Here is a 26,600-nt window from a genome sequence, read left to right as displayed (position 1 = left end):
AAATACTACAACTCTCCTTTATCTAATTTTAAATGCTCGTTTAGTGATTTTTCAAATCTACGTTTAGCCGAAGCTTCTTCTTGACGAGTATTTGCATTAACTAGATCAGTTAGAAATGGTCTAAGTAGTTGTTGCGCATCTTCGTCTAAAACATTCAATCTTTTACTCAACTCTTTATTCAAAATTGACACTTTTAAAATTCTCCTTCATATCTTTATACACATCCCATGGTTTTTTATACATTAAATGGGTCATGTCATAATTTTCTAAGATATTGTGCATATCTAATTTATTATCAACTGAATTTAATGCACTTTCATTAAACTCAGAAAACCTTGGAAACTCTTTAGATGCTATACTATAAAACTCATCTGCGTCCATTCCAATTGGTAACACGATATAATCATGTATTTCTGCAAATTTCTTCCCAATACTTGTTCTTAAAATCCTACCTCTACGTTGAACAAATTCTCTTGGATTTGAAGTACTTGCTAAGAAATATGCTTTCCTGGTTGCAGGAACATCTACACCTTCGTCCAAACATTTTATTGCAACTAGAACCTGTATATATCCTTTTTCAAACATTTCAAGTATTGTCACTCGGTCTTTATTATTTACTTCTGCATTAAACTTCGATACTTTAACTCCAAGATCAGAAATCTTCTTTACAATTTTATCAATTTCTCCTGGTGCGCAATAAACTAATGTATGAGATATTTGTTTAAGATTTTCATCCTTAAAATCATTTAAAAATGTTTCTATTTTATTTTCTGCTTTACTTATTAACATCGCTCTACGTCTGAGTAATGTTTCTACCTGTTCTTTGTCACTATCTTTATCATTCATGTGATATATAATTCTTCGAGTTAGCTTTATATATTCTTCCATTTCAATCTCTTCAAAATCAACGATATGAGGAAAATATTTATATGGAGTTAGTTTCTTATTTTGTATAGCTTGTTCTAAGGTATATTCATAAACAACCCTACCTAACATACTTTTCATGAAAGAAGTTCCTTCTTCATCCCACCATCTATCTGGAGTAGCAGAAAGACCTAGTAAGGCATCAAATGAATAAAATGGGAAATCTTTAAAACCGTTATAAGTAATATAATGGCATTCATCTGCAATTATCATTTTAGGTGCAACTATCATTTTAAGTAAGTCAGTAAATTCTTTTGATAAAACAGTATTATAGGTTGTTACTATGACAAAATCATCAAGCAAGTTTAGATTATGCTCTTGAATCATAGTTTTTAATTTCTTATTCCAAGAAGTTCGCGCTCCCATACACTTTACTGTAGGAGAATCTAATATAAACTTAACATCTCTTTCCCATTGATCAACAAGGTGCTGAAACGGAACAACAATTACAGTTATACTTGATTTAACCTCTGATATAAAAGATCTTGCTGCTAATAAGCTTGTTATGGTTTTTCCTGTTCCTGTAGCCATCTCTAGAATACCTTTATTATTTGCATCTTTCCAACTAGATATTGCTTCTTGCTGATACCCTCTTGCTTCAATAATTTTTGAGTGATGATTATCTTTAATTAGGGTCTACCTCCTTGATACTAAAATATCCAAGTGAATCAAATTCAAATAAATCACTATGAATTAAACTTGTATATAGCTTGTCTGCACGCTCATTAATTAGACCTTTCTCCTTAAGAAATTTTAAAAGCTTCTCTTCATTGTTAATAGTCTCATCTGTGTTGCTCAATATATCCAATATCAACTTATCGTACGATCCATAGTCTTCTTTAGTAATTACAGGTAAGGCATAAGTTGATCCAGGATAAGCCTCATACAAGTAGTAACCAGCTTTATTTGCAAAGAAGGCTATAGTCTCAGTCTGGACCATGTACTCATCATTCAGGTTTATGATTTGGGTAAGTTGATTGATATCATAAGTTGTAATAAAATCTTTATTTGTTAATTCTCTATCTAACAACTCAAGAATCTCTGTTTCTAAACCATCTCTTAAAATAAATTTATCTGTATTAATGAAACTGAATTCGTCATATGGAATAATTTTCCCATCTTCTATAAGTTCATTTTTCATCTTATGAAATGTTTGAGCTGAATAACCCTTTCCCACAATAAGATTTTCAAAATCCCTATAGCTTGGCATATCACTTAGTTCATTCAAAATTACATCATTTATTTTTGTGATCGGAGAGTTTTTTAAATATAAGAATTGAGAAAAACCTCGTACATCAGAAAATTTAGCCTTAATAAATTGTGCAAAACCAGATAAATTACCTATATTGTGCGCAGTCAGAAAATCTGATATTTCATTATTACTAAAAATTAATTTCATCATAAAATCATGAGTAATAATGTAACCTTTCTCTAATTCTTTACTGATAATATCGTAAACTTCAAAATACTTACTATCATTTTCAATATCCGATATTAATGTCACTTGTCGATTCCCTGTAAATATTACACTGTCTATTTTTGGGATTAATTGTTCTAATTTTAGTTTATTCCAACCCAATGTTTCTAATACATAATCTGTCGTTACAGGCGACTTATTTTTTAATAAGTCTAAAAGTAACTCTTCAGCTGAGAAATCGTCAGTTTCTTTATCATAGATATATAGAGTGTTTTGATGACCAACTTTAAAATCATCCGAGAAAAACTCTTTTATTAAAGAATATAGGTGTACATGTGAAAACACATTATTTTTAAGCATTAAGTCTTTATTATTTTTATATATAGTTCTTGGGTTAGCATAATTAACATTTAAAATTTCATTTTCAATAAAAACTTTTAATTCATTTAAAAAGCTTGGATTCACATCAGTAAAATCCATATATGCATATGTCCCCTCTTCAATTAAAGCAACGTTTTTTGCATCTGCTACTCTTGCAAATAAAGACCTTGTATTTGAATCAACTACTTTTCCGAAAGTATTATATATCTCTTCTCTCAAAAACTCCGTGTTGTCGTCGCTAATCTTAAAGCTCTTACCTTGATTCTGCTTCAAAATATAACTAAGAGAGTTTGTGATTGAAATGCTTTCTGGCACAAAATTTTTATTAAAGTATTTATATTTAAACTCTTTAAATAGTTTAGTTATAATTTCAAAATTATCCTCAGAAAAGTTGATGAGTTCATTAATACTTATAACTAGTTTCTCCTGAGCAATCAGTGTTTCAATTTCAGTTTTCATTCTTCCGTATAGATTATTTTTAACTAACAATTTCTCATCGTTCATAATGATGAAATTAGAATCGTTTTCAAAAATAGCTGGGATTACAAACTCATAATCTGAAGAAAGGTTAAGTAGCTTTAATATTTGCGAAAATTTTATGTACGTCTTGTCATTATATTTTAATAAAATAAAATCTAGGCATTTTTTAATTGTAGTATTATTTCTTAGGTTTTTCTTCGCCTTCGCTTCTATTTGTCTAATGCGTTCCCTTGTCACTCTCAATGAAAAACCTGTTTCTTCTAAAGTTTTTCCTCTATATCTCATAGATAACACTTTAGTTTGACGTTCATCTAATAAATTAGTGATAAATATTCCTATTGATTGGGGGTTCGGAAGCTCATTTAAAAGTTCTATTAATAATCTAGCTATAAACCTATCTTGATACTCTGTACCTAAGTTAGTAATTAGTCTATCTTCATTATAAAATATGTTTGATAAATTATATTGATTAAAAATATCAGATATCTTTGAGCACATAATATATTGATATCCATTATGATTTTTTAGCTCATCTAAAATTGATTCATAATTTGTAGTTAATAAATCAAATTTTTCATAATCATTTTCATAAATATCTTCTATAATTCTAATCGTTTTATCGTAAGGTTTTTCATTACAAATATTTGCTTCACTAAAATAATTGTTCATAAAGTTAGTGAAATCATATCCAAAACTCTCTAAACGTTTTTGTGTAATATTTAGTGTAGAAACTAAGTCATTTACAATGTCACCTTTAAAAATCATGTTATTGTTCTTACAGTATTGATATAAACCATCATATGTTTTCTTTCGAGTTCCTTTTGCATTTTTGTAACTCTTAAGTGCAACATCAATTTTTTCCATTGTATAGCCATTGTCTTCACAAAAATTAATAAAATGAGGAAATATCTCTTTCGGTATATAATACTCCATGCTTGTTTCTCTTTTTTTAGGAGTTGTATTTGTATCTATTTCATAGTGTTCATCATCCATTTTTTCCTGTGTGCTTGAAATCAACTCAAATCCATATTCTTTTAATTTATAGGGAAATAAATGTTTCTTCTCATTAGGTATGTATTTATCAAACCCGCTTAATGGGATATAGTTAAAGAAAAGATCTGATTCTATTTTCAAATCAGCTACAAGATTTGATAGTCCAAAAAATTTGAAAGGAAATTTCTTGAAATTATTCGTGTCTTTAGATGCTTTTATATATGGCTCTAGATCAAAGTCTATTCCTTTCAACAGATTGCTTTGATGTTGTTCTGTGAAAGCAATACCTCTAAGTTGCATTTCCATCAGAACTAAATTAAATGCCGTTCTGTCTTTTATATATAACTCTCTCAATAGTTCTAATATCTCATCATTAAGAAACTGCTTCATATAATAACTATGTTTTTTTATTTCTTCTAAGTTTGCATATTTAGGTAACTCAAATTTCATAATATCGGATCCTTTTCCAAGTACATAATTAAATCAAGTACTATCTATAAAATGTGTAAGTCCACTCTACTATATGTATAGCACAAACTTCTCTATATAACTAGATCTTAGACTATAAATCCCTATATACATCTAAAGCATTCATTAGTAAAACTATCGTCTCTATTTTCAATCGTTAAACTTTTGTTTGATTCATTCAAATATCTGTCTACATAGATTGGAGCAAAATGCTCTCTAATTCTTCAAATTTTACTTCATAAATATCTGGGTCTTGGACGATATTTTCTAAACTTTCACTATTATAATAAGGGGTAAATTATTTTCTTCATCAAAATAGTTATCACATACTGCTTTAATGATTATGTTTTTATTAATAAGTGTTTCTCTTAGGTATGAAACAATGATTTTCACGCCACATGTATTTTTACTAAACACTTCATGGTTATTTAAGTTTTTAAAGGGGGAAGAATCTTTTATTAATATCTTCCGTCACATAATCCGTATAATAGACGGTCGCACGGTATCCCTGACTGTAATCCACACCAAAAAAACCTTTCGTATTTTCATCTTCTATAGAGTGAATATGCCCAAATAATTCCTCTATTCCGACCAAACCACTTTTTCAAACCTTACTACCAAGTGAATTATCAAAAGTATAGTGTTCAATTGGATCTGTTTTTGCAAATTGACATGATTCTTTCATGAACATCCTCCAAAACCTTTATTGAAAACGTTATTTTCTCTTATATAAGTTAGAGCACACCTTAAATCTTTAGTAAAGATCACTAATAAATAGTCAACAAAAAAGAAGCCTCTTTGATAGAGACTTCTATATAATATTAGTTTTCTAATTCATCAATTATGTCTGTAGGTACTGGATCTTTGAAATTCCAAATAACGGACATAGGTTTTCCACCTTCATGGGATTCGTACTCTACTTCACCAAGATAATATAATGGCAATGTAACTTCATCAACTTTTTTTGTAGATCTCGCTAAGAGATGAACTTTCATTCCATATTTTTTATGATTAATGATTTTTTCCCCAGCTTCAGTATCTTCGCTCATCCCATTTCGTCCACCTGGTGATTCCCAATGGAACTGATTTGTTGACATAAAGTAATCATCGTATAAGAGGTGTTCTTCTGTAGTATTTTCGTCTTTCGTTAATGTAACAAACAAATAAATATCCCCTTCTAGTTCAATAAATCCAGTTTGATGTTGAGTGTGATCTTTTACCGATCCAACTATTGCACCTACCTGACCAGTTGAATATTCTTCATAAAGTATAAGCTCGTTTTCTTTATTTAAATTATCTACTGGATAGTTTTGCTTGTAACTGAGTTGCACAAATTCTAAGAATTCATTTAATTCTTTTCTCACTTGTTCGGATAGGTTATAGTCTGAATATAATACCCCATCTGTATATTTAAATATAGGTTTGCTACCATGCTCAATTTTAGATGTTCGTTTAAATGCATAGTGGATTTTATCTTTTGCTTGACTGTTGAGTTGAATATTTAACTTATCTTCTATATAAGAGATGACTTGTTGTTCTTCTAGTTTTTTATTTAACAACGTCATTATGAAAATTATTGGGTCGTATAACACTTTTACCGGAATATTTTTCATGATCTCATTCATGACCGCTGTTAAATAAGGCGATTTGTTGATTTCTTTATCAACTTCTCGTTCTTCGTTGATAGCTTTATTAAGTTTTGATAAGTTTTTGTATGTTCTTTTAAATAACCCTGACAATGATGGTGCTTGTTCATGGCTGTAAAAGTCCATAATTGAAAGTTTCTTCGCATCATTTTTAGTTTCTAAACGTATGATTTCTAAAAACTCTCGCACATCTTTTTTAATGAACTGTGATCCCATAAAGTCCGTATTATCGAGACTTTCTAGAATACGTTCTTTCGCTATATGATCGAATTCTATATGAATAGAACTTGATCGGTCATTAAAGTTACCTTTCACTCTATTTTTAAGCTTATGTTTGTTTATAAAATCTTTGTTGCCATTTAATGCGATCGGAATAAGATAGTTATTTCTATTATTCGTTACAAAATCTAGCACTGTTAAATACTCTTTGTCTTTTGCTTTACGTAATCCACGGCCGAGTTGTTGAGTAAATATAATTGCAGATTCTGTCGGTCTTAAGAATAAAATCAAGTTTACCTTAGGAATATCGACACCTTCATTAAATAAATCAACGATGCATATGATTTCTAACGGATGATTGTCATCTTCCAGTTGTTTAATCATTTCTGAACGCGTTTCGTCGTTATCATTTCCAGTTAGAACTGCTGAGTGATATCCTCTTTTTTGAAACTCTGCATTCATATATTCAGCGTGTTCAATATTTTGACAAAAGGCTAAACATTTTCTTGAACCTGTTAAAATGTATTGTTCCATCTTTTTTACAATAAAATCTACACGACGGTTCGAATTTAAGATTTTAACTAAATCATCCTCTTTAATTTTATCGTTTTTAGCTAAATCTATTGTCGTATCGCTTATACCATAATACTGAAATGGTACGAGTAGTTCACTTTCAAGTGCATGTTGTAATCTAACATCAACGATAACATTGTAGTTCGCAAGTTCATAAATATTTCCACCATCAGTACGGTCTGGTGTTGCGGTTAATCCGAGTAAAAAGTTTGGTGTAAAGTAGTCGATGATTTCTTTATAAGTTGGTGATGATCCGTGATGAAATTCATCAATGATGATTAAATCAAATTCATTTCTATTCAACTTTTCATAATCGTTATATAATGTTTGAATTGAAGCAAACGTAAATTTCGCAAACTCTCTTTTACTGCCTTTATATATTTTAAATTCATCTCCTGCATAATTATTAAATATCTTTTTAAATGTTTCTTTAGCACCATTTAATAATTCAATTCTATGTGCTATAAATAACACGTTTTTTGGTTCGAGTTCTCTAGCACACATTGCGGATAAAAATGTCTTACCTGTACCCGTTGCGGCAATCGCTAGTCCTCTTTTATAACCTTTATCTATGGACTCTAGCATATTTTTTATAGCTGTCTTTTGCATTGAGTTTGGTAAAATATTCGATGACTTATTATCTTTTAATACCTGACTATTAAAAGAAGTTTTTAGCGGCTTTAAAACAGTTTTTGTTTCTAGGAAGTGCTTATATTTTTTAATATAAGCATTGGTAACTTCAACTGTATTTTCATGATTCCATAAGCGTTCAAAACGTGAAGACATACTGTCGTATATTGAGTCACTTGCCCTCTCATACGTACGTATATTCCATTCCTCACCTGTCGTTAAAGCTGCCTTTGAAATATTTGATGAGCCTACAATTACCGAGCCGTAATTTTTTTCCCTATGAAATATATACCCTTTAGTATGAAAACTATCTTTTATGTCTTGGCTCTCATAAACTTTTAACTCAATATTTGGAAAATCTTTTAGCACTTGTAGTGCTTTAGCTTCAGTCACGTTCATATAAGTTGTCGTAATAATACGACCTTTCACATTATATTTTTGTAATAATTCTAATGTGTTTATAAGTAAATTAAGTCCTGACCCTCTAATAAAGCTAACGATAATATCAAAACTAGAACATGTTAATAGCTCATTTTTTAAGTGATTTAGTAATTTCTCACCTGTTGAGTCGTCATTTACAATCAATTTACTTTCTATCATTTGAAAGTCATCAGTTAATTCGTGCTTATACTCTTCTATATTTTGATCTCCATATAGAGTTAATGCCATTGGAAAGGTATTCAGCTCTCCTGAAACTTTTTCACGTATATATCTAACTATTTCTTCTGTTTTATACTGGTCTTCTTCTTTTAATTTCTTAAGCTCTTCTTCAACTTTAGCTTCATTCATATTATGAAGGTATTCAAGAGATTCTTTAACATTTAAAATTTTGCTATTTATTATATTAGTAGAATTTGTTTTATATTCCCCTGCGACTTCATAAATTTTTAATCCATTATCTGAAATATTATATTCCATTATGACCACTCCTTATAAATATTAATTATCATATAACAATTGAAATATCAATAAATAAATGTAACCGTTTTATTATTAATGCTATACTTACTCATAAAACTTTTAAGCTTCAATATATTTACTAATAACGCCATTTCTACTCACTCTAATCGACGTTTCACTTTTTTCTCCAAACCAGTCGATGACTGGATCTGTGATATGATTTTTTACTGCTCTTTTTAATGGTCTCGCACCATATTCTTTCTCGTAACATTCACTTACTAACCATTCTACGAAATTATCATCGATTGTAACAATCATTCCGAGTTCTACTTCTAACTTTGAAATTTCTTCTTCAACTAACTGTGTAGTTATCTTCATCGCTGCTTCTTCTGTAAATTCTTTAAACACAATGATTTCATCGATACGGTTGTATAATTCTGGTCTTAAGCTTTGTTTTACATAGTGTAGCCACTCTTTATCGTCTGTTTCTACCGCTTCAAACCCAACGACTGTCTTGTTTGCAATCTCGGCTGCTCCAATGTTTGACGTCATAAATATTATCGTTTTAGTAAAGTCTACTTCTCGTCCGAGACTATCTGTTAGTCTACCGTCGTCAAATACTTGAAGTAATAGGTCTAATACTTTTGGATGTGCCTTTTCGATTTCATCAAATAAGATGATTGCGTCTGGTTGCTCGATGACTTTGTTTGTAAGCTGACCACCTGAAGTGCTTCCGGCGTATCCTGGAGGTGATCCGATGAGCTTTGAAACCTCATGTGGTTGTTGGTATTCTGACATGTCAATTCGTATCATTTTGCTTTCGTTACCTTTTAACACGCGTGTGAGTGCTTTGACAGTTTCTGTTTTACCGACACCTGTATTTCCAACGAATAAAAACACACCTTCTGGTTTACTGTCATCTGTTACACCAAACGTTGAACGTTTGACGACTTTTGTGACAGATTTTATCGCTTCGTCCTGGCCAATAATATTATTTTTAAGTGTGGTTTCTAATGTCGCTATTTTTTCTTTTTTTGCTTGAATCTCCTCCTCTTCAGAATAAAACAATGATTCGTCAACTTCGTCATTCGTTCTTCGTTTTACTGCTTCTTTTAAGTGATGACGCTTAATTGTATACTCATATTTTGTCTGTCTTTCTGTCGCTAATTCGTTTTCGTATTCTTTTTTAAGTTCATCGAGTTCTTTTCGAATACGATCTACTTCTTGTTCGTTATACTCAATTTGTTGAGCAGCTTTTAGTCTCTCTTTAATTGCTTGTCGTTTATTAATATAATCTGATACAGTATCTTTTAGTCCATATTCAAGTCTTGCGACTGCACCGGCATTATCGAGTAATGTAAATGCACTATCTGGCAGCTTTTGACTTGGCATATATTCTTTTGCGACGTTTGCTACTTTTTCTAAAACTTCTTTTGAATAGTTCATCGTATAATATTTTTCGTACGAATGGATGGATTTTTTAATAATCTGCGTCGTTTCTTCAATCGATGGTTCCTCGACTTCTATTACGTCAAACCTACGTGTGAGTGCTTTGTCATTTTGTATCATTCTAAATTCTTCTCTCGTCGTACATCCGATGATTCTAAAGTCTCCACGTGCCATCAAAGGTTTGAGTATGTCAGTTAGTGATTTTAATTGTGCGAGCATGTGCATTTCATCGATATATAATACGACGTCACGTTCAGCTTCCATTTCTTGCTGTAATTTTATGATGCCTTGTGAAAAATGGTTGCCAATTTTATTCATTAGTGTCGATAAATTGAATTGTAGTATTTTAATATTTTTTAATGATTGTATTTCTCCTGATGCGATTTTTTTAGCAAGTCCTTCAATAATTGCACTTTTACCGACACCTCCATCACCAACTAACGCCGCATTATTTTTATTCTTTCTCGTCAAAATAAGTTCTAACTGCTTAATTTCGTCTTCTCTACCAATTACACTACTTAATGTTGATGCCTCTTTCGTTAAATCTACTGAAATATCATTAAGTAATGAGTAATCGGGATCGTTCAACCGGTTTACCATTTTATTTTGGACTTCTTTTTGTTCTTCATGTCGATATTTTTTATAACCATCATGCCATCTACTTACTGCTAAATTACTAAATGTATATCGCTTACTAATGTCTTCTGTATCTACATGTAAATCGTATTTTAAAGTTTGGTGTAAGAGTAAATAATGTGCATTTGACGATTCGTCTTGACTGAATGCAATTAAAAAATAAAATGTATCAATTTTACTTTCAGTATTTGCTTGCATTGCTAAGTCATTCGCTACTACAAATGCGTTATAAACATCTTCAGATACTTTAAAATCTTTCAGAACATTAATTTTATTGTTTGATTCTTTCTCTTGTAAAATTTCTAATGGAGAATTTTTAAATTGTTCTAAAAATTTTCGACGCCCACGTCTATTGGAAAAATAAGCATCTTCACTCATAGCAGTATCTGGGGTAAATGTGTTTCGCTCTTCTACGATAATCGCTTCATCCAATAAACGTCGTACTTTATGTGCCGTAATCGTCTGTGAACCAAGACGTCTACCAAATCCTGTATCATCCGTTAACATCATTGCATAAAACAAGTCTTGTGTTTGGATGACGTAATTCTCATCAATATGCTTCATTTGTACCAATGTTTCTAGACTCTCTTTTAATTCTCTTGTAACTTTTACATTCATCATTGTATATCCTCCTGTATTTTATATATATTTTTTAATATATATTATCGTTAATTGAAGTATACAATCAATAATTTTAAAAGTCAATAAAAAATATCCCTAAAATATTAGGGATATTATTGTATATTTAAATATATTCAATTACTTCTGTCTTTTACTATCAAATATAGATTTTACTTTCCTTTTAAAACTGATAGGTTCACTGAGTTCTACTAAAAGATCTGATATAGAGTCTCTTAGCTCTTCTGATTGCTTTCTATATTCAGTTGAATATTTCTTTTGTTGGTTTTTTAATTTATCAAAGTCTGTTTGATTTATGATATCATTTAATATAAATATTCTTACTTTATTTCCTAATTCTTGACATTGGTCAATTTGGTTCTTAATATTATAATATTTTTGATTAATAGATTTTAAGGTGAGGAGCAGTAAATTATAATGATAGATAAATTCATAGTGTGCACGATAATATTCTCTCTCTAATTCCTCAAAATTACTTTCTTTCGTCTGAATATTATTTTTTAAATCATATCCTTTCTCCTTATACATAAGTATTACAACTTCACGAACCGTATTTGATGCTTTTAAACACAAAGCTGTTTGTTCCCTCAATTGAGAGGTTAACTGAAATTGATAATCATACTTAATCTTACCGTCTTGGAGAAATTTATTTACGAAATAGGTGATAAAGGTAATCATTATAAGTAGCAAAATATTTTCTGTGTTGAAAACACTTAATAAATTCATAAAATCTAATCTCCTATTAAACTTTTAGTAATGCGTTAGAATGTTTGTTGTTAAAGAAGTATAAATAAGCATCAACTTTTTTTGCATTATTACTTTTTATTAATGCTTGTTTATATAATTCTAACTGTACTTCATATTTGCTTATTAGAGTACCATCCGTATCTTTAGAACTGACAGTATCTGTTTTGTAATCGACAATTATATATTCGTCATCGTTCACTTGAATCAAGAGGTCAATAACACCCTCTAACAAATCACCTTCATTAAAATTATATCCTTTGTAGTTTTCTCCGACCGTCTCTGTTAATTTCACATTAAATCTATGCTCAAAAAAGACATTTTTAGCATTCCTTAGTTTATCTATGATAAATTCTTCTTCAAAAAACTGATTAACATTTTGTTTAAATTTGGCTTTTTGCCTACTCACTTGTGACTCTGTCCATCTGTGTTTATTGAGTACTTTTTTAAAGTTATCTTCTATTAAGTCGTCACTAACAATATAGTTATGTTCTTTAGATGCTTTGATAGTATATTCCATAAGTTCATGCATAAATGTACCTAGCAGTCCTGGCGATGTCACAAGTTTTGTTGTCCCTTTATAAATATTTGGAACTGGTAATCCTTTAAATTCTACATTATTTTTATCGTCAAAGTTATTTTCGTTTTTATTAATCTCTTCCTTTATCTTAGTTGCAGATAGTAGAGATCCTCTTCCTCCATCTGAAACGCCCTTGTATTCTTTGAACTCAATGGTTTGTCGTATATCATGCTTTTCTTCTTCATCAGAATTAAAAAATTCTTGATTATCTATCGATAAATCATTATTCGTAATTTCTTTTACTTCAACATTACCGGTCTCAATCGCATTCAATAAAACATCCTGTGGAGTAGTAGATGATTCTATACTTTTCGGATTTTCTTCAAAAATTAGCATTTCGAGGTTTTCTTCTGCACGAGTACACGCGACATACATTTTACGTAATTCTTCACCAAGTAACCTTAACTTATATTTACCTTTAATTGATTTGTTTTCATCAGTTTCATAGTTATAAAAATTGTTTTTATACTTAAAAAAGTAATTTAATCCAATTCCATTCTTAGGATCGACAACAAATCTGCCCTCAGCTGAATCAAATCGAAACTTTTTATAAAGATCAGCATAAATGACGTGTTTAAACTCCAATCCTTTTGAAGCATGCACCGTCATGATTTTCACTTTGTTTTTATTAGTAATTGTATTTCCATCACCAAAATCAATTTCTTTTCTTTGATAAAAAGCGAATTGATTCAACACATCAGAGATGGTATATAATCCTTGCTGTTCAAAGTTTTCAATAAGGTTAATTAGATTTTCTATATTATTTAATCTAGATTCAGCTAACGATAATGTCTTAATATAAAATTCTAGCTCTAACTCTTCTATTATTTTTTCAACTAATTCTGTAACAGATGAATATTTTGCAAGTACAGTTAATTTTTTAAGTTTATCTAGAAATACATTCACTTTATTTTTTAATTGAATATCATCGAAAATATTTTTCTTATCAAAACTAATTGTATATAAGCTATATATGTAATGACCAGCACTACCATTCGTTTTAATTAAAGCTAAATCTTTTAGAGTAAAGTTAAAAATTGGTAGACGCATCATACCTACTAAAGCCGCATCATCTAATGGATCGTCAACAGCTTTTAATACGGAGAGTAATATCGTAATTTCTAATGACTCAAAAAAACCGGTTCTTGTATTTAAAGTTGTTGGAATACCGTGACTCGCTAACTCAACACTAAATTCTTTATGATTAGAACGTGTGCTCGTCAATATCGCAATATCTTTGAATTCAACTCCACCTTCTTTGATTAGTGACTTAATTTTACTCACGATAAATTTCTTTTCAATGTCTAATTTCTCATTAGAATTCAATTCACTCCTATATACATGTGGTTTTATAGTGATATCACTCGCATTTTCTTTATATAACTTGAGAAAGTGCTCATCTGTATAATTAATTCCACCAACTTCTTCTTTCATAACATTCTTAAATATATTATTTGTAATATCAATAATCCCTTTGCTCGATCTATAATTTCGAGATAAATTAACAATCACATTTTGATCTGCTTTGTTAAGATCATCTTTTTTATCGATAGTTACGTAGTCAGGCGAATTATATTTATCGTTAAATAGATCTGGATCAGAGAGTCTAAACTGATAAATAGATTGCTTTACGTCACCGACCATAAACACTGTTTTTTCTGTGTCATCAGTAGTTAGTAATTTAACAATTTCCTCTTGTAACTTATTAAAATCTTGATATTCATCAATTAGTATTTCTTTAAATTTTTGAGTATAAATATTTCTTACATCTTTAAACTCCTTCAAAATCTGAATTGTAAAATGCTCATAATCATTATAATCAACTAAATCATTATTAAATTTATACTCTCTTAATTCTTCGTCTATGTCATCGAGTAGTTTTAAAATTAAGTATTTATGCTTATTCAGTTTAGGTTCGATGATTAATCTATTAAGTATTAATTTTTTAACTGTTTCCTTAAAGTTACTTTTCATAAACGTTGATCTCAATTCGTTATAGACATCTTCATCATGTTTATCAACATCATAATATTTCTGCACATCTTTTTTTAATTTAGAAAAAGTTGGTATCTCCGTGAAATTCAAACTATCTAGCAGCTCTAATAATCTTTTCTCTACAGAAAAATATTTTCCTTTCGTTTCGACTGCTTTCAAAACATTATAAAATTTTTCTTTCGAATCTTTATAGCTTCTAATGGACTTATAACAATTTTTAATAAGATTATATACTTGAGTTTGACCTGTAACATTCTTTGCACTCGGAAATGGTGTTATGTCCAAGTCATTCTTATATATGCTTTTAATTTCTTCTTCATGTATTTGATAATATTCTGAATGTTTTATCATGTTAAGACTTAATATAGATTCGTAATCATTTACAAGTCTGTTTTCTATTTCATTTAAGATTTCTTTCAATACTGCATTATAGTTTGCTTCAAATTCATTTGAATATATATCACTGTTCTCATAGGTTTTCTTTGAAAAATGCTCATCTAAATCCGAAGAACTTCTCTTAACATTATATAAAGTCTCTAATTTATCAATTAACTTATAGGGATTATTTTTTTCTGCTGTGCCATTTAATAAATCAACAAAGTCTTCATTATTCTCTTTAACATATTTATCTAAAATTTTTTCTGCAATATTAAAAAATAATTGTCTCTGTTCATTTTCATCAATCGTTCTAATATTATTACTTAACCCCAATAGGTAACCATAATCTTGTATAACGCTTAAACAAAAACTATGCATCGTTGAAATCTGCGCATTATTTAATTTTAAAACTTGCTCATCTAAACCTTTTTCTCTTAATTTATTTTCAATTCTACTTTTCATATCTTTAGCACTATCATTAGTAAATGTACTAATTAGCATTTCGTCGATATTGTAATTTTTGTCTCTTATATTATTTAATATACGTTCTACTAAGACAAACGTTTTCCCTGATCCTGCTGCTGCGGACACTAATACATTTTTAGCATTTACATGAACCGCAATATATTGTGCGTCATTTAATTTAGTTTCCATTTGATGAATCCTCCTTATCTAAAACAGCCTCTTCTTTATTTCGGATAAATTCCTCATTGTAAAATCTAATATTTCTTTTATATGCATTTTTTTCAAATAAACATGCATCTTTAAAATCACAGTATTCACATGGTAATGTAAGATCATTGCTGCTATTTTTTGATTCTTTTGGATTTACAGAAACATCTCCACTAAATATTTTTTTCGTACTATCTTTGAAATTATTCAGTACATGTTCAGTCAAAAAGTTATACTTTTGCCTGTCTTCTTCTGCTGGTTTATTATATAGGTCTTTATTTTCATACTCTTCTAATTTCTCTATCTGAAAGACATTTGGCCTATAATTCGTTAATAATTCAAGGTTGCTTTTGTTACCTATTTTCGCTTTATAATTTGATATTTTAGAATGAATTTGATAATACATCATCGCACTTGGTAGTAGATTTATATTCTCTATTTGAGATCCTAAGTTATTCTCGAGAATGTGCATATAAGTTAACATTTGTAGCTGTTGATCATTTAAAATTTTATCGTATTCTAACTTATTATCACCGAGTTTATAGTCTATAACGTTAATAAACCCATTACCGTTTTCGTCAATGTATATATCAACTCTATCAATAAATCCTTTAATATATAGTCTATATTTTAAATTTTCTATCGTAACTTCAGAAATCGGTTTCACATTTAAGAAATCTTTATCATTATTACTATTTTCATAACCGAAAGCTAACTCTAGAGCATATACATCAAAACTTGTTTCTCTTAGTGTGCGCAATGTAAATTCAACAGCGTTAGATAATGCCCTTTTAACCTCTGTTTTTACTTGTATATTATAAGTAGTACTATTAAATATTCTATTTTTAATTTTCGATGTTTCTACATCTACTAATTCTGAGACCTTACTTCGAATGCTTTGAATCTCTAATTCAAATTGTTCTTCATCTTGTTCTTCATCGATTTCTCTATACTTTGAAATGTTGCTTTTAACATCGTTTATAATAATTTCCATAATATCATGTTGAAGGGTTCCTATATGCTTAGGTTCGATTTCTTGTGATTCTTTTGCTTTTAAACGTAGTCCATAATTTGCAAAATGTTTAAATGAACATTGGTTATAAGATTCATACCTCGAGACACTCGCTTCAATCACCTTTATATTTGAGTTTTCCTCTAATTCGTGTGTGATATATAACTCTGAAGCGATTTCTGACCCGATTGATTCCTCATCATTATTGAAGTCAAATGCAGTTGTCAGCTGATTATATAAATCCTCATCACTTTCTTTTACAGTATCCATTATATCTACCCATGCACTATACTTTTCTGGTCGTAAATGTTTTTTTGTAGCTTGTAGTGCTTCTTCGAAGCTCTTTTCATCAGATATTATTTCATTAGAGTCAATTAAAAACTTATTTGTTATCGTTTTTGCATTATGACCAATAGCCGCTTCATCTAAAACAAATGACTCATCTTTCTTTAATGATCTACTGTAAAGGCTTTCTTGTACATCATCGCCATTAAGATTTCGTTTAGAGTAAGATAAATATGCATTAGTATGTGTGAGATAAATCGATTTATAAAATTCATATTCGTTTTGTATATATCTTTTTTCTGTGTCAAGCGAAATATCATAGTTATTTTCTTTAAAACGCTCTTTTATAAAATCATTTATGAATACTTCATCTTTTATATGTTTAGGTAATTCATGTTGAGTTAAGTTGATAAAAAATCTAAACTTTACTTGCGGTGTCAGCCTTTCGCCAAATTTTTCTACAAGTATGGAATTATCTTTCTTTTCTTGTTTAATAGTATTAAGTAGCTTCTCCCTCATAATTTTAATTAGCTTTTCATTACTATTGTACTGACTAATATTTTGAATCGTTTGTAGATCCTCAAGTATATTGTTTATCGCATTATTGACTTGTTTTGACTCTTCTACAATATCACCAGCATATTCGATTGTTTCAATGTTATTACTGTAGTAACTAAATTGCCCTTGAAATTTTTCATAGATTTTTGAGTCATTTAAATATTCCCATAATGCTGTGGCAAAGTTATTTGATGAGTTCTGTAAGACACTATACTTAAATTCTTCAACTGTTTTTAGTGCGTGCTGCATAATATATATGGATCTAACAAAGCTTTTGACTCCCTCTATTGGATCGTACTCTCTGCCAACAGTTTCTAATGTTTCTTCTGAATCAGTTGCTTCATACGATTTTCTTCGTTCGTCATAAACTTTTTTATAGTACTCTTCGTCATCATAATTTTTAAGCTCTTTTACCGCTTCCACTTTATAATCAATATCTCTATTACATGAGTAAGTATTATCATATTTTATATCAAATAGTTTTTCTGAATCATGTAATTCTTCAATTGATAAATTGTTATCCGTTATAAATCTGCTAATGCGTTTAATGTCGCCTTTAAACAATGAATCATTTAAGAAATTTGTTTTTAGCATATTAATAAACAAATGCTCTTTACTAACATTTTTATATGATTCTTTGTAAATATGGAAATCAATTAGATTAATTAAAAATTTAATATATGCATGTGAAGTTAATGTTTTTTTCTCATCTGTAACAATCGGTAGCTCATAATCTTTGAAAATATTTTTTATTTTATTCAATGTTTCTTCTGACTGATAAATAACTTCTATTTCGCTTAGATGATTTATCTTTTTTTCAGCTATTAATCGACGTATTTCACTTGCTACTACGGATACTTCATCTTCAAATGTTTTGGTTTCAATAAATTTTAAATGGTTCTTTTCAGAGATTAATGGTTTTAATTTCTCAATCGATTTCTCGTAATTGATAACTCTATTATTCTCAATATCATCACTATGATAGTTCGATATTAAAGCTAATTTTACTTCTGGTTGTTTATTTTTTAACGTTTTAAATAATTCGAGTTCAATTGGCAGAACTTCTTCACTTAAATGCCAATAAATAGATGTGTTTTTTAGAAAGTCTATATCATTCGTATTTTCGATCACAGTAATTAAATCTTTTATAGTGTGACCGCTATTTAAATTATGACTTTCAATAAACTGATTCCATTTGGAATATATAAAATGTATATCCTCAAGATTTTCCATATGAATTTCATCTAAAAGACTCTCGCTCTTAAGTTTCTTCACTATATTTTCAAAGCTGTCAATATTGATGTTATACTCTATCAACTCATTTATGGATTTTAAAAATTCATAAGCTAATGAAATTTGTACATCTCTGTTTTTATCTTTAATACAATTCAGACGTTCTTTATTTTGTTCCAAAATCGAATAAATGATATACGCGTGACTATCCCTACTTAGTTCATTATCAAAAATATTAGGTAATTCTTCTTTGAGGTTTAGTAAAAATATTTCGACTGAATTTACATATGTAGTAAAACCAATCTTTGGATATTCATTCGTTATTTGTTGCTGCAGTTCAAAAGTATCTTGTTCATTTACGATAATATAGTTTTTGGAATTTAAACTATATTCACTATCTAGAGAAATCCTACTTAAGTCCAATTGAGATAAATATTCAATTTTAAAATCATTAAGAAAACTCATGATTAACACCTCTCCTATAATTTGTTAAATAACTGTTTTAATAAATGATTTATTTTCTGTTCTTTTTCTTCAATAGTCTTGTCGATTTCAGTTAATTTTTTGTATAGGTCATCTGTTGTCATCGTTTCATCAATATCAATTTCTTGTACATAACTATGGACACTAATTTTTTCCATACTATCTACAAGATCACTGTTTTTTACTACTGTGCTATAGCCTTTAATAGTTTTTCGATCAACAAGTGTTTCATTTATGTTTTGAATATGTTGATCTGTTAAAGTTGTTATTTTTCTTTTACTTACTTTGTCTAGAGTACCGTCGATAAACAAGATATCGTCTGTTTTCTTATTGTTATTTATAATAAGAATGATATTATTTTCGGGCATAAATGATGTACGGCTTCCTTTAGATAGTTGTATAATCGCATCTATTGCGTTTCTCTCTATGAGTTCATCGATAAGTCCTGTTCTTTGTTGTCTTCTAACAAATATTTCTTCAATGAAAAATATAGCGACGCCTGTGGCATCTATTTTACTAACAAACGTTGAAAATAACTCTTCTTTGTCTTTTCGATCTAAGTGATTTGATTTCACTTGATCTACCAGATCAACATAGAGTAGTTCACGTTTTGTTAATTGAGAACTTAAATAATTGTGATGTTTTATTAAGTTTACTTTAAACTGAGCACCCGCCATAATTAGATGTAAGGATACGATATTTCGTTCTTCTTCTGAAAGTAATGTCCCCTCTATTTTTGTAGAGGAGCCGATAACATCTAAAACATTTGTTACAGTTAAATTGTCCATAAATGGTAAATATATTGAGTGCTTGTTTTTTACAAATGGTTTAAGCAACCCTGTTGTATATGACGTTCTAATGTTTGAAATTAGATGATGAGATTTTTTGACATTAGCTACACGATTGAAGAAATATATATATTCTTCTTTTTTATTTAAGCCATCAATATCATCGATATCTAAAAATAGTTCTTTAATATAAGATGTTTTATCTTTTATCTTTCGACCAATATTATCTACTGATACATTTATATGAGAAAACAATTGTCTATCAATATCATCAGTACTTTCTTGAAGCTCAATTAAAACACGCTGAAACTCAAACATATCAAACGCATTATTTTTAATTTTTTCTATACATGATTTGAAGGAAGCGTCTTCTTCTATCGTATATCCTGTATTCGATTTATCTATACAATCTGAAATATATTTATAAAATATTACAGCTGTTACATATTGTCTTTCTACAGAATCTGAGATACCTGTCTCTTCACGTTTTGCTTCACGTATTTCTAAAAATCTATCGATAGACTGTTTAATTATTCCCATTGTAATCACCCTCACTTACGAATGTTAAATCAAAAAGTTTAAACGTAAGATTGTCACGTTCTTTATAAAGTACATCTAACTCTTTTTTCAATGCATAAACTTCTCCAATTTTTCTTTGAGTTTCTATATCAGGTAATGTAATTTCTAATTCTCGAACATCGTTTAGTGTTAATCTTTTACGAATTCGACGTCCATCGTTTTTAGGAAATTGATCGTATGCTTCTTTTGAATGGTTAAACCAATATTCCAAGTAAAGTTTATCAAGTGTTTCATGAACTTCATCAATATATGTAAAGTTATATGGCAATATACTTGAATGGCTGTCACGCCCTACTTTTGTGCATTGATACGATCCCATACTTATAACGATGTCATCTTCTTCGACTATTACAATTTTTTCAGGCGCACTCAAGTAGATCACTTTTGAATCGTTATCTTCATTATGCGGCTCTCTAACTAAATCATGGTCAAACATATGTTGATTATAAACACTAAATGCACTTCCATTTTGTTCATCACTCTTAATTCTCCCGAGTGACATTCCAGATACGATATTCGCAACATCTGATAATTTCATATAACCACCTCTTATATTTTATAGTATACAATTAATTATATATAATATGCAAAAATAAATAAGCCTAATAATTAGGCTTATTTAAATATACGATTATTATGTTCTTCCTTCACCGCTTCAAGCACTTCTCTATTCTCTAACAACTCGAGTCCTGTATTCGCGAGTGCTAATACCGCTTCTTCCATCGCTTTAAATCCGTCTTCAGTAATCGTTTGTTCTCTGAATTCTGGCGTGTGTGCTTTTACGCCTGGGCAGTTCATGCCGACATATGGATGGAGTGCTGGGATTCGGTGTGAAACGTCTCCGATGTCTGCACTTCCTGTTGATTTTTCTTTTTTATTGATTGGTCGATCTGTAAATTTCTTATGATGTTTTGTAAAAAGCTCTGACAGTGTGTCGTTTGGTATTAAGTTGTTGTAACTTAGCTCGTAGTTTGATATTACGACTTCTGTTCCTGTCATTAGTGCTGCACCTTTTGCAACGTTTCTAATTTTTTCTACGACTTCATCTAAATAGTCTCTTTCGTTTGCACGAATGTAGAATTGTGCCGTTGCGTGTTCTGGGACGATATTTGCTGCTTGTCCGCCGTTATTGATAATGCCGTGTATTCTCACGTCATCTTGGACATGTTCTCTTAAACCGTTGATGCCACTAAATAGTTGAAGGACGCCGTCTAATGCGTTAATGCCTTCTTCAGGATTGCCTGCTGCGTGTGCTGCTTTTCCGTAGAAGTCAAATTGTAGCGCGTCCATTGCGAGCATGTCTCCACTTTCTGATGAGACGTCTGACGGATGTACCATTAGTGCGACGTCCATATCGTCAAATATACCTTCTTCTGCCATCGGTACTTTTGCACCGTTCGTTTCTTCTGCTGGTGTTCCGACGACAACGACTTTTCCTCCTGTTTCATCTACATGTTTACTTAATAGAATACCTGCACCGATACTCATATTACCAATTAAGTTATGTCCACACGCATGTCCTAGTCCTTTTAATGCGTCATATTCTGCTAAATAACAAATCGTAGGTCCTTCTTTTTTACTGTCATATGTTCCAATAAAAGCCGTCGGACGATTGACGATATTCGTTTCTATTTCAAAATCGTGCTTTTTTAACTCTTCAGTTAATAATCGCATCGCACGATATTCCTCATCCCCAAGTTCAGGATTTCTATACATATCAATCGCATTATTTTCTAAATCTTTTTTTATCGTTTCGTAATCTTTTAACTCAATCATTCTATGACTCCTTTATACACTTGGTCACTTTTAAATATATTATTCGCCAAGTACAACTTTGGCTATGAGTTGATCGATTTCTCGAATGTTTATTTTTTTATCGAGCTTAATTTTAATTTGACCAGCTCTTGTCCATAATTCTAATTCAGCATTAAAGTCCATAAATTTCCCAGCGTTTTCTGTAGACCACATGTATATTGAATTATATGGTAATGAATATACCTCTACTTTTTTACCAGTAATTCCTTGAGAATCTCTAAAAATAATTCTTTTTGATGTAAATGTCACACTATCTCTAAATGTTTTATATGCCACGATAAACTTTTCATTCGGTAGCATAATATCTTGAACCTCTTTCGCTAAATCACATTTTTGAAACAGTGTAAACTCTGGGATTTGTAAATTTTTTCCTCTTTTCATCGTTAAATTAATTAATTATACAACAAAAATATATTTATATTTAAAACACAAATAAATGTGCAATTGTTACAAATATAACTGCGAGTACGTAATGGATAATAATAATCGGAAATACGAACTTTGCCCATTTTGTCCACTCGATTTTAGCGATAGCAAGACTTGCCATTAACACACCACTTGTCGGTGTGATTGCGTTTGAAATACCGTCACCAAGCTGGAATGCGAGTACTGCAGTTTGTCTTGAGACATCTGTAAGATCTGCAAGAGTTGACATAATTGGCATCGATAGTGCGGCTTGACCGCTTCCTGATGGTACTAAAAAGTTAAGTCCACTCTGAGTGATTAACATAGCTAAAGCAGATACTACTGATGGTAAATGGTTAATAGAGTTGGCAAGTACATTCAGAATCGTATCTATAGTCATGCTCTCTTCTAAAATAACTAATACCCCATATGCAAATCCTACTACTAATGCACCTTGAACAAGTTCTTTACATCCTGATATAAATCCGTCAGCGATTTCATTAACAGTCAGTCTACCAACTAGCCCCATCAGAATACCTGACATTAAGAACATCGTAGCAATTTCCATAATATACCACCCATAGAAGCTGACCCCTACGGCAATAGTACAAATTGTTGCGATAAACATAGTTAAAATAATTTTTTGATTTATCGTAAACTTTTCACTGTTAAAATTCGTATCAGCCTCAAAATCTTCTAAGTCCAATTCTTCTTCAGGAATTAAACCAGCTTCTCGGTCTTTTTTAACTTTTTTAGCTTTCATCATTACCCAAGCGATAGTGATACCTACCATGACAACCCACATAATCAATCTAAATCCTAAACCGGAAAATAATGGGATTTGTGCTATACCTTGAGCAATCCCAACTGTAAATGGGTTAAAGAAAGCTGCTGTAAATCCAGAAACAGATCCTAATATAACTACTGCTGCTGCGATCATGGAGCTATATCCAATTCTAATTACTAACGGAATGAGTATTAGCATGAATGGAATACGCTCTTCTGCCATTCCAAAAGTTGCGCCACCAATCGCAAATAATAGCATTAAGATTGGAATGAGTAAGTGCTGCCTATTTTCCATATTCTTAACGAGAGCATTTAACCCTCTTTCAATAGCTTGAGTTTGGTTTAAAATACCGAAAGCCCCTCCGATAATAAATATGAAAAATATAATAGGAGCGGCGTTCTCCATTCCCTTATATACTGCTTCAAACATATTAAAGAAATTAATACTTTCAGCTTCAACGGGTTGATATGTACCTTCAACTACTAAAGTACGGTTTATGCCATTAATTTCTTTCTCTTCACGTTCAAATGATCCTGCTGGTATAAAATAGCTAACTATTGTCGTAAAAATAATTAACATAAATAACAACGCAAATACGTTTGGGAATTCCCATTTTTTCTTTTTTATACTTTCATTATCCATAACCTTCACCTCTTAAGCTCTTTATATTTGTTAATTATACATGTATTTTCATAAAAAACCATAATGACTGATAATAAAAAATCCGCACATCTAAGATGCGCGGATTATATATATAGTTTATTGATATAATTCGTTTAAAGATTTTACGTACTCATCTGCTGCGAGTAAAGCATTCGCCACGTCTTCTTTTGTATACTTTACACGCATCTCGTGAATCGTTTCGCCTTCTGCTGTTGCGAGCTCTCCAACTTTTAATAAGTCTTCATATGACGCATCGCCTAAGTGTAATTCTTCGAGTGTCGTTGGTAATCCAAGTGTTTGATAGAGTGACACATAGTTGTCGATTTCATCGATATCTCTATTTTCTAAAATAAGTTGTGTTAACGTACCGTATGCAACTTTTTCACCGTGAGTAAGTTCGTGAATTTTACCATCTAGTGCTGTGAATCCGTTATGGATTGCGTGTGCAGCTGCAAGTCCACCACTTTCAAATCCTAAACCACTTAATAGTGTGTTTGCTTCTACGACGTCTTCTAATGATTCTGTTACAACTTTCGCACGGTTTGCTGCAATCGCAAGTTCTGATTTTTCAAATAGTGTGTCGACACATTTTTCTGCGATTGCTTCTGCTGCAAGTGACGTTACTCCGCCTGCCATGGTGTTACCTTTTGCTTCGATGACTGCACGTGCTTCAACGTATGTTGCGAGTGCATCTGCAATTCCTGAAGCAAGCAAACGCTCTGGAGCGTTTGCTACGACTGCTGTATCGACTAATACTAAATCTGGGTTTTTATCATAGAAGATGTACTTTTCAAACGTGCCTTCGTCTGAGTAAATTACTGATAGTGCTGATGTTGGTGCGTCTGTAGACGCGATTGTTGGTAATACCGCAACACTTACTGCCGCTTCATCTGCAACTGCTTTACCTGTGTCGATCGTCTTACCACCACCAAGTGCGATGACAAAGTCACATTCTTCTTTCGTCACACGTTCAGAAATACGTTCGATTTCTGACGTCGATGCTTCACCGTTAAATAACTCACGTGTTACATTAAATCCATTTTCATTTAAATAGTCATGAAACTTTTTACCGACAATGTCATATACGACGTCATCACATAATAGTAACGGTGCTTCACCAAGTGCTTCTAAATGCGTCTTACTATTTAGTAAGGCATCTTTTCCTTGAACGTATTTCGCTGGACTAATAAATACTTTTTCCATTCATACAACTTCCTTTCAAATTTTATAAATATCTTGATGTATATATTAATTTTTAATGTACAGTGTTTTATGAAACATCCTTTTCAATTTCAATCGTGCCGTCTTCGTTAAACACATACTCATCGTCTTTCGTTCTAAAACCGAACTTTTTATAAAAACGAATCGCGTTGATTAACGCACTACCGACAATTTTATCCGCTTCTTTTACGTACTCATCTTCTAACACGGTCTCCATAATTTTACGACCGAGCCCTTCACCACCGTGATCTGGGTGAACGTATACGAGTTTAAGTGTCGATACACCGTCAACCGGTTTTGAAATACCGCCACTTGCTATTAGGTTTCCTTCTTTTTCAATAACGTAAACATGTGTGTCTTTTGCTTCTTTTCTATAATAGTCTTCTTTTTGTTCATCTACCCACTGCTCGATTAACTCATCGGGATAAGTTTCTGTGTTTACTTCTCGCATCGTGATATTTACTAAATGCATTAATGATTCAATATCTTTATCTTCAAGTCGTCTGATTATCATCTGTCGACTCCTTTCTTATTTAAACTTATAGACGTATCTCAATGTTTTTAAACCAAAAATTTTAGAAATAACTGTTTTTTGTTGACACAAAGTGAGTATGATGTGTATAGTGTATATAGAGTATATATACATTATTATTTTAGATTGGAGATGCAGCTATGAATATTCTCATTGACAATACGAGTAAAACTCCGATTTACGAACAAATTGTAAATCAAATTAAGGAGAGTATTATGAATGGTTCTCTTAATGAAGGGGATGCGCTACCTTCTATGAGACAACTCGCTAAAGATTTAAAAGTAAGTGTCATCACGACAAAACGTGCATACGAAGAGTTAGAAAACGAGGGATATACGTACTCCGTTGTTGGAAAGGGGTCATTTGTTAAAGAACAAAACCTCGAGCAAATCCGTGAAAGAAAATTAAAATTACTCGAGGAGATGATTGACGATGTCATTCAAAATAGTAAATCTGTCAATTTATCGAAAGATGAGTTGTTCGAGTTAATTAACATTTTATATGAGGAGTGATAA

16 protein-coding genes are annotated in these 26,600 nt (G+C 30.7%); 1 reads left to right on the top strand and 15 read right to left on the bottom strand.

Annotated features, from left to right (window positions below):
- Nucleotides 1-5: 5 nt before the first annotated feature.
- From HMPREF3177_RS06030 to HMPREF3177_RS05960, 15 genes are all read right to left on the bottom strand, one after another.
- Nucleotides 6-191: a hypothetical protein gene (locus tag HMPREF3177_RS06030; RefSeq protein WP_070457703.1), complete on the bottom strand. Its 186-nt coding sequence runs from the start codon at nucleotides 189-191 to the stop codon at nucleotides 6-8.
- Complete coding sequence (locus HMPREF3177_RS06025) at nucleotides 175-1,527, bottom strand: DEAD/DEAH box helicase family protein (protein WP_256388376.1); 1,353 nt, start codon at nucleotides 1,525-1,527, stop codon at nucleotides 175-177. The genes HMPREF3177_RS06030 and HMPREF3177_RS06025 overlap by 17 nt, the downstream gene beginning before the upstream one ends.
- Before the next feature lie 22 nt (nucleotides 1,528-1,549).
- Nucleotides 1,550-4,645 carry a sigma factor-like helix-turn-helix DNA-binding protein gene (locus tag HMPREF3177_RS06020; RefSeq protein ID WP_070457699.1) on the bottom strand — a complete coding sequence of 1,032 codons (3,096 nt, stop codon included), beginning with the start codon at nucleotides 4,643-4,645 and terminating at the stop codon, nucleotides 1,550-1,552.
- A gap of 839 nt (nucleotides 4,646-5,484) precedes the next feature.
- Nucleotides 5,485-8,649 (bottom strand): DUF3427 domain-containing protein, encoded by a 3,165-nt coding sequence (locus tag HMPREF3177_RS06015; RefSeq protein ID WP_070457697.1) that lies wholly within the window; start codon nucleotides 8,647-8,649, stop codon nucleotides 5,485-5,487.
- Between the two features lie 102 nt (nucleotides 8,650-8,751).
- Nucleotides 8,752-11,337, bottom strand: a complete 2,586-nt coding sequence (locus HMPREF3177_RS06010) for an AAA family ATPase (RefSeq protein WP_070457695.1) — start codon at nucleotides 11,335-11,337, stop codon at nucleotides 8,752-8,754.
- Between the two features lie 138 nt (nucleotides 11,338-11,475).
- On the bottom strand, nucleotides 11,476-12,081 hold the full coding sequence (locus HMPREF3177_RS06005) for a hypothetical protein (RefSeq protein WP_070457693.1): 606 nt from the start codon (nucleotides 12,079-12,081) through the stop codon (nucleotides 11,476-11,478).
- A 16-nt stretch (nucleotides 12,082-12,097) separates the two neighbouring features.
- Nucleotides 12,098-15,706 carry a UvrD-helicase domain-containing protein gene (locus tag HMPREF3177_RS06000; protein ID WP_070457691.1) on the bottom strand — a complete coding sequence of 1,203 codons (3,609 nt, stop codon included), beginning with the start codon at nucleotides 15,704-15,706 and terminating at the stop codon, nucleotides 12,098-12,100.
- Entirely contained in the window at nucleotides 15,696-19,277 is a 3,582-nt protein-coding gene (locus HMPREF3177_RS05995; protein WP_070457689.1) for a PD-(D/E)XK nuclease family protein, read from the bottom strand. The genes HMPREF3177_RS06000 and HMPREF3177_RS05995 overlap by 11 nt, the downstream gene beginning before the upstream one ends.
- Before the next feature lie 14 nt (nucleotides 19,278-19,291).
- A complete protein-coding gene (locus HMPREF3177_RS05990) occupies nucleotides 19,292-20,623 on the bottom strand; it encodes an N-6 DNA methylase (RefSeq protein WP_070457687.1) in 1,332 nt (443 codons plus the stop codon).
- Complete coding sequence (locus tag HMPREF3177_RS05985) at nucleotides 20,610-21,200, bottom strand: restriction endonuclease subunit S (RefSeq protein WP_070457685.1); 591 nt, start codon at nucleotides 21,198-21,200, stop codon at nucleotides 20,610-20,612. The genes HMPREF3177_RS05990 and HMPREF3177_RS05985 overlap by 14 nt, the downstream gene beginning before the upstream one ends.
- 77 nt (nucleotides 21,201-21,277) lie before the next feature.
- Entirely contained in the window at nucleotides 21,278-22,438 is a 1,161-nt protein-coding gene (locus HMPREF3177_RS05980) for a M20 family metallopeptidase (RefSeq protein ID WP_070457683.1), read from the bottom strand.
- Nucleotides 22,439-22,477: 39 nt separating this feature from the next.
- Nucleotides 22,478-22,858, bottom strand: a complete 381-nt coding sequence (locus HMPREF3177_RS05975) for a PH domain-containing protein (RefSeq protein WP_070457682.1) — start codon at nucleotides 22,856-22,858, stop codon at nucleotides 22,478-22,480.
- 40 nt (nucleotides 22,859-22,898) lie between these two features.
- Nucleotides 22,899-24,311 carry a YfcC family protein gene (locus tag HMPREF3177_RS05970; RefSeq protein WP_070457680.1) on the bottom strand — a complete coding sequence of 471 codons (1,413 nt, stop codon included), beginning with the start codon at nucleotides 24,309-24,311 and terminating at the stop codon, nucleotides 22,899-22,901.
- A 117-nt stretch (nucleotides 24,312-24,428) separates the two neighbouring features.
- Nucleotides 24,429-25,535, bottom strand: a complete 1,107-nt coding sequence (locus HMPREF3177_RS05965) for a glycerol dehydrogenase (protein WP_070457677.1) — start codon at nucleotides 25,533-25,535, stop codon at nucleotides 24,429-24,431.
- 67 nt (nucleotides 25,536-25,602) lie between these two features.
- The gene (locus HMPREF3177_RS05960; RefSeq protein ID WP_070457674.1) at nucleotides 25,603-26,067 is read right to left on the bottom strand and encodes a GNAT family N-acetyltransferase; all 465 of its coding nucleotides are present in this window, start codon (nucleotides 26,065-26,067) and stop codon (nucleotides 25,603-25,605) included.
- A 158-nt stretch (nucleotides 26,068-26,225) separates the two neighbouring features.
- On the opposite strand from HMPREF3177_RS05960, the gene HMPREF3177_RS05955 reads away from it, so the two are divergent.
- Nucleotides 26,226-26,597, top strand: a complete 372-nt coding sequence (locus tag HMPREF3177_RS05955) for a GntR family transcriptional regulator (protein WP_070457671.1) — start codon at nucleotides 26,226-26,228, stop codon at nucleotides 26,595-26,597.
- Nucleotides 26,598-26,600: the final 3 nt, after the last annotated feature.

The sequence above is a fragment of the Nosocomiicoccus sp. HMSC09A07 genome (assembly GCF_001808485.1).
Taxonomy (GTDB): Bacteria; Bacillota; Bacilli; order Staphylococcales; family Salinicoccaceae; genus Nosocomiicoccus; species Nosocomiicoccus ampullae_A.
The sequence above is the reverse complement of the archived record's forward strand: the minus strand, read 5'-3'. Positions and strand labels throughout refer to the sequence as shown.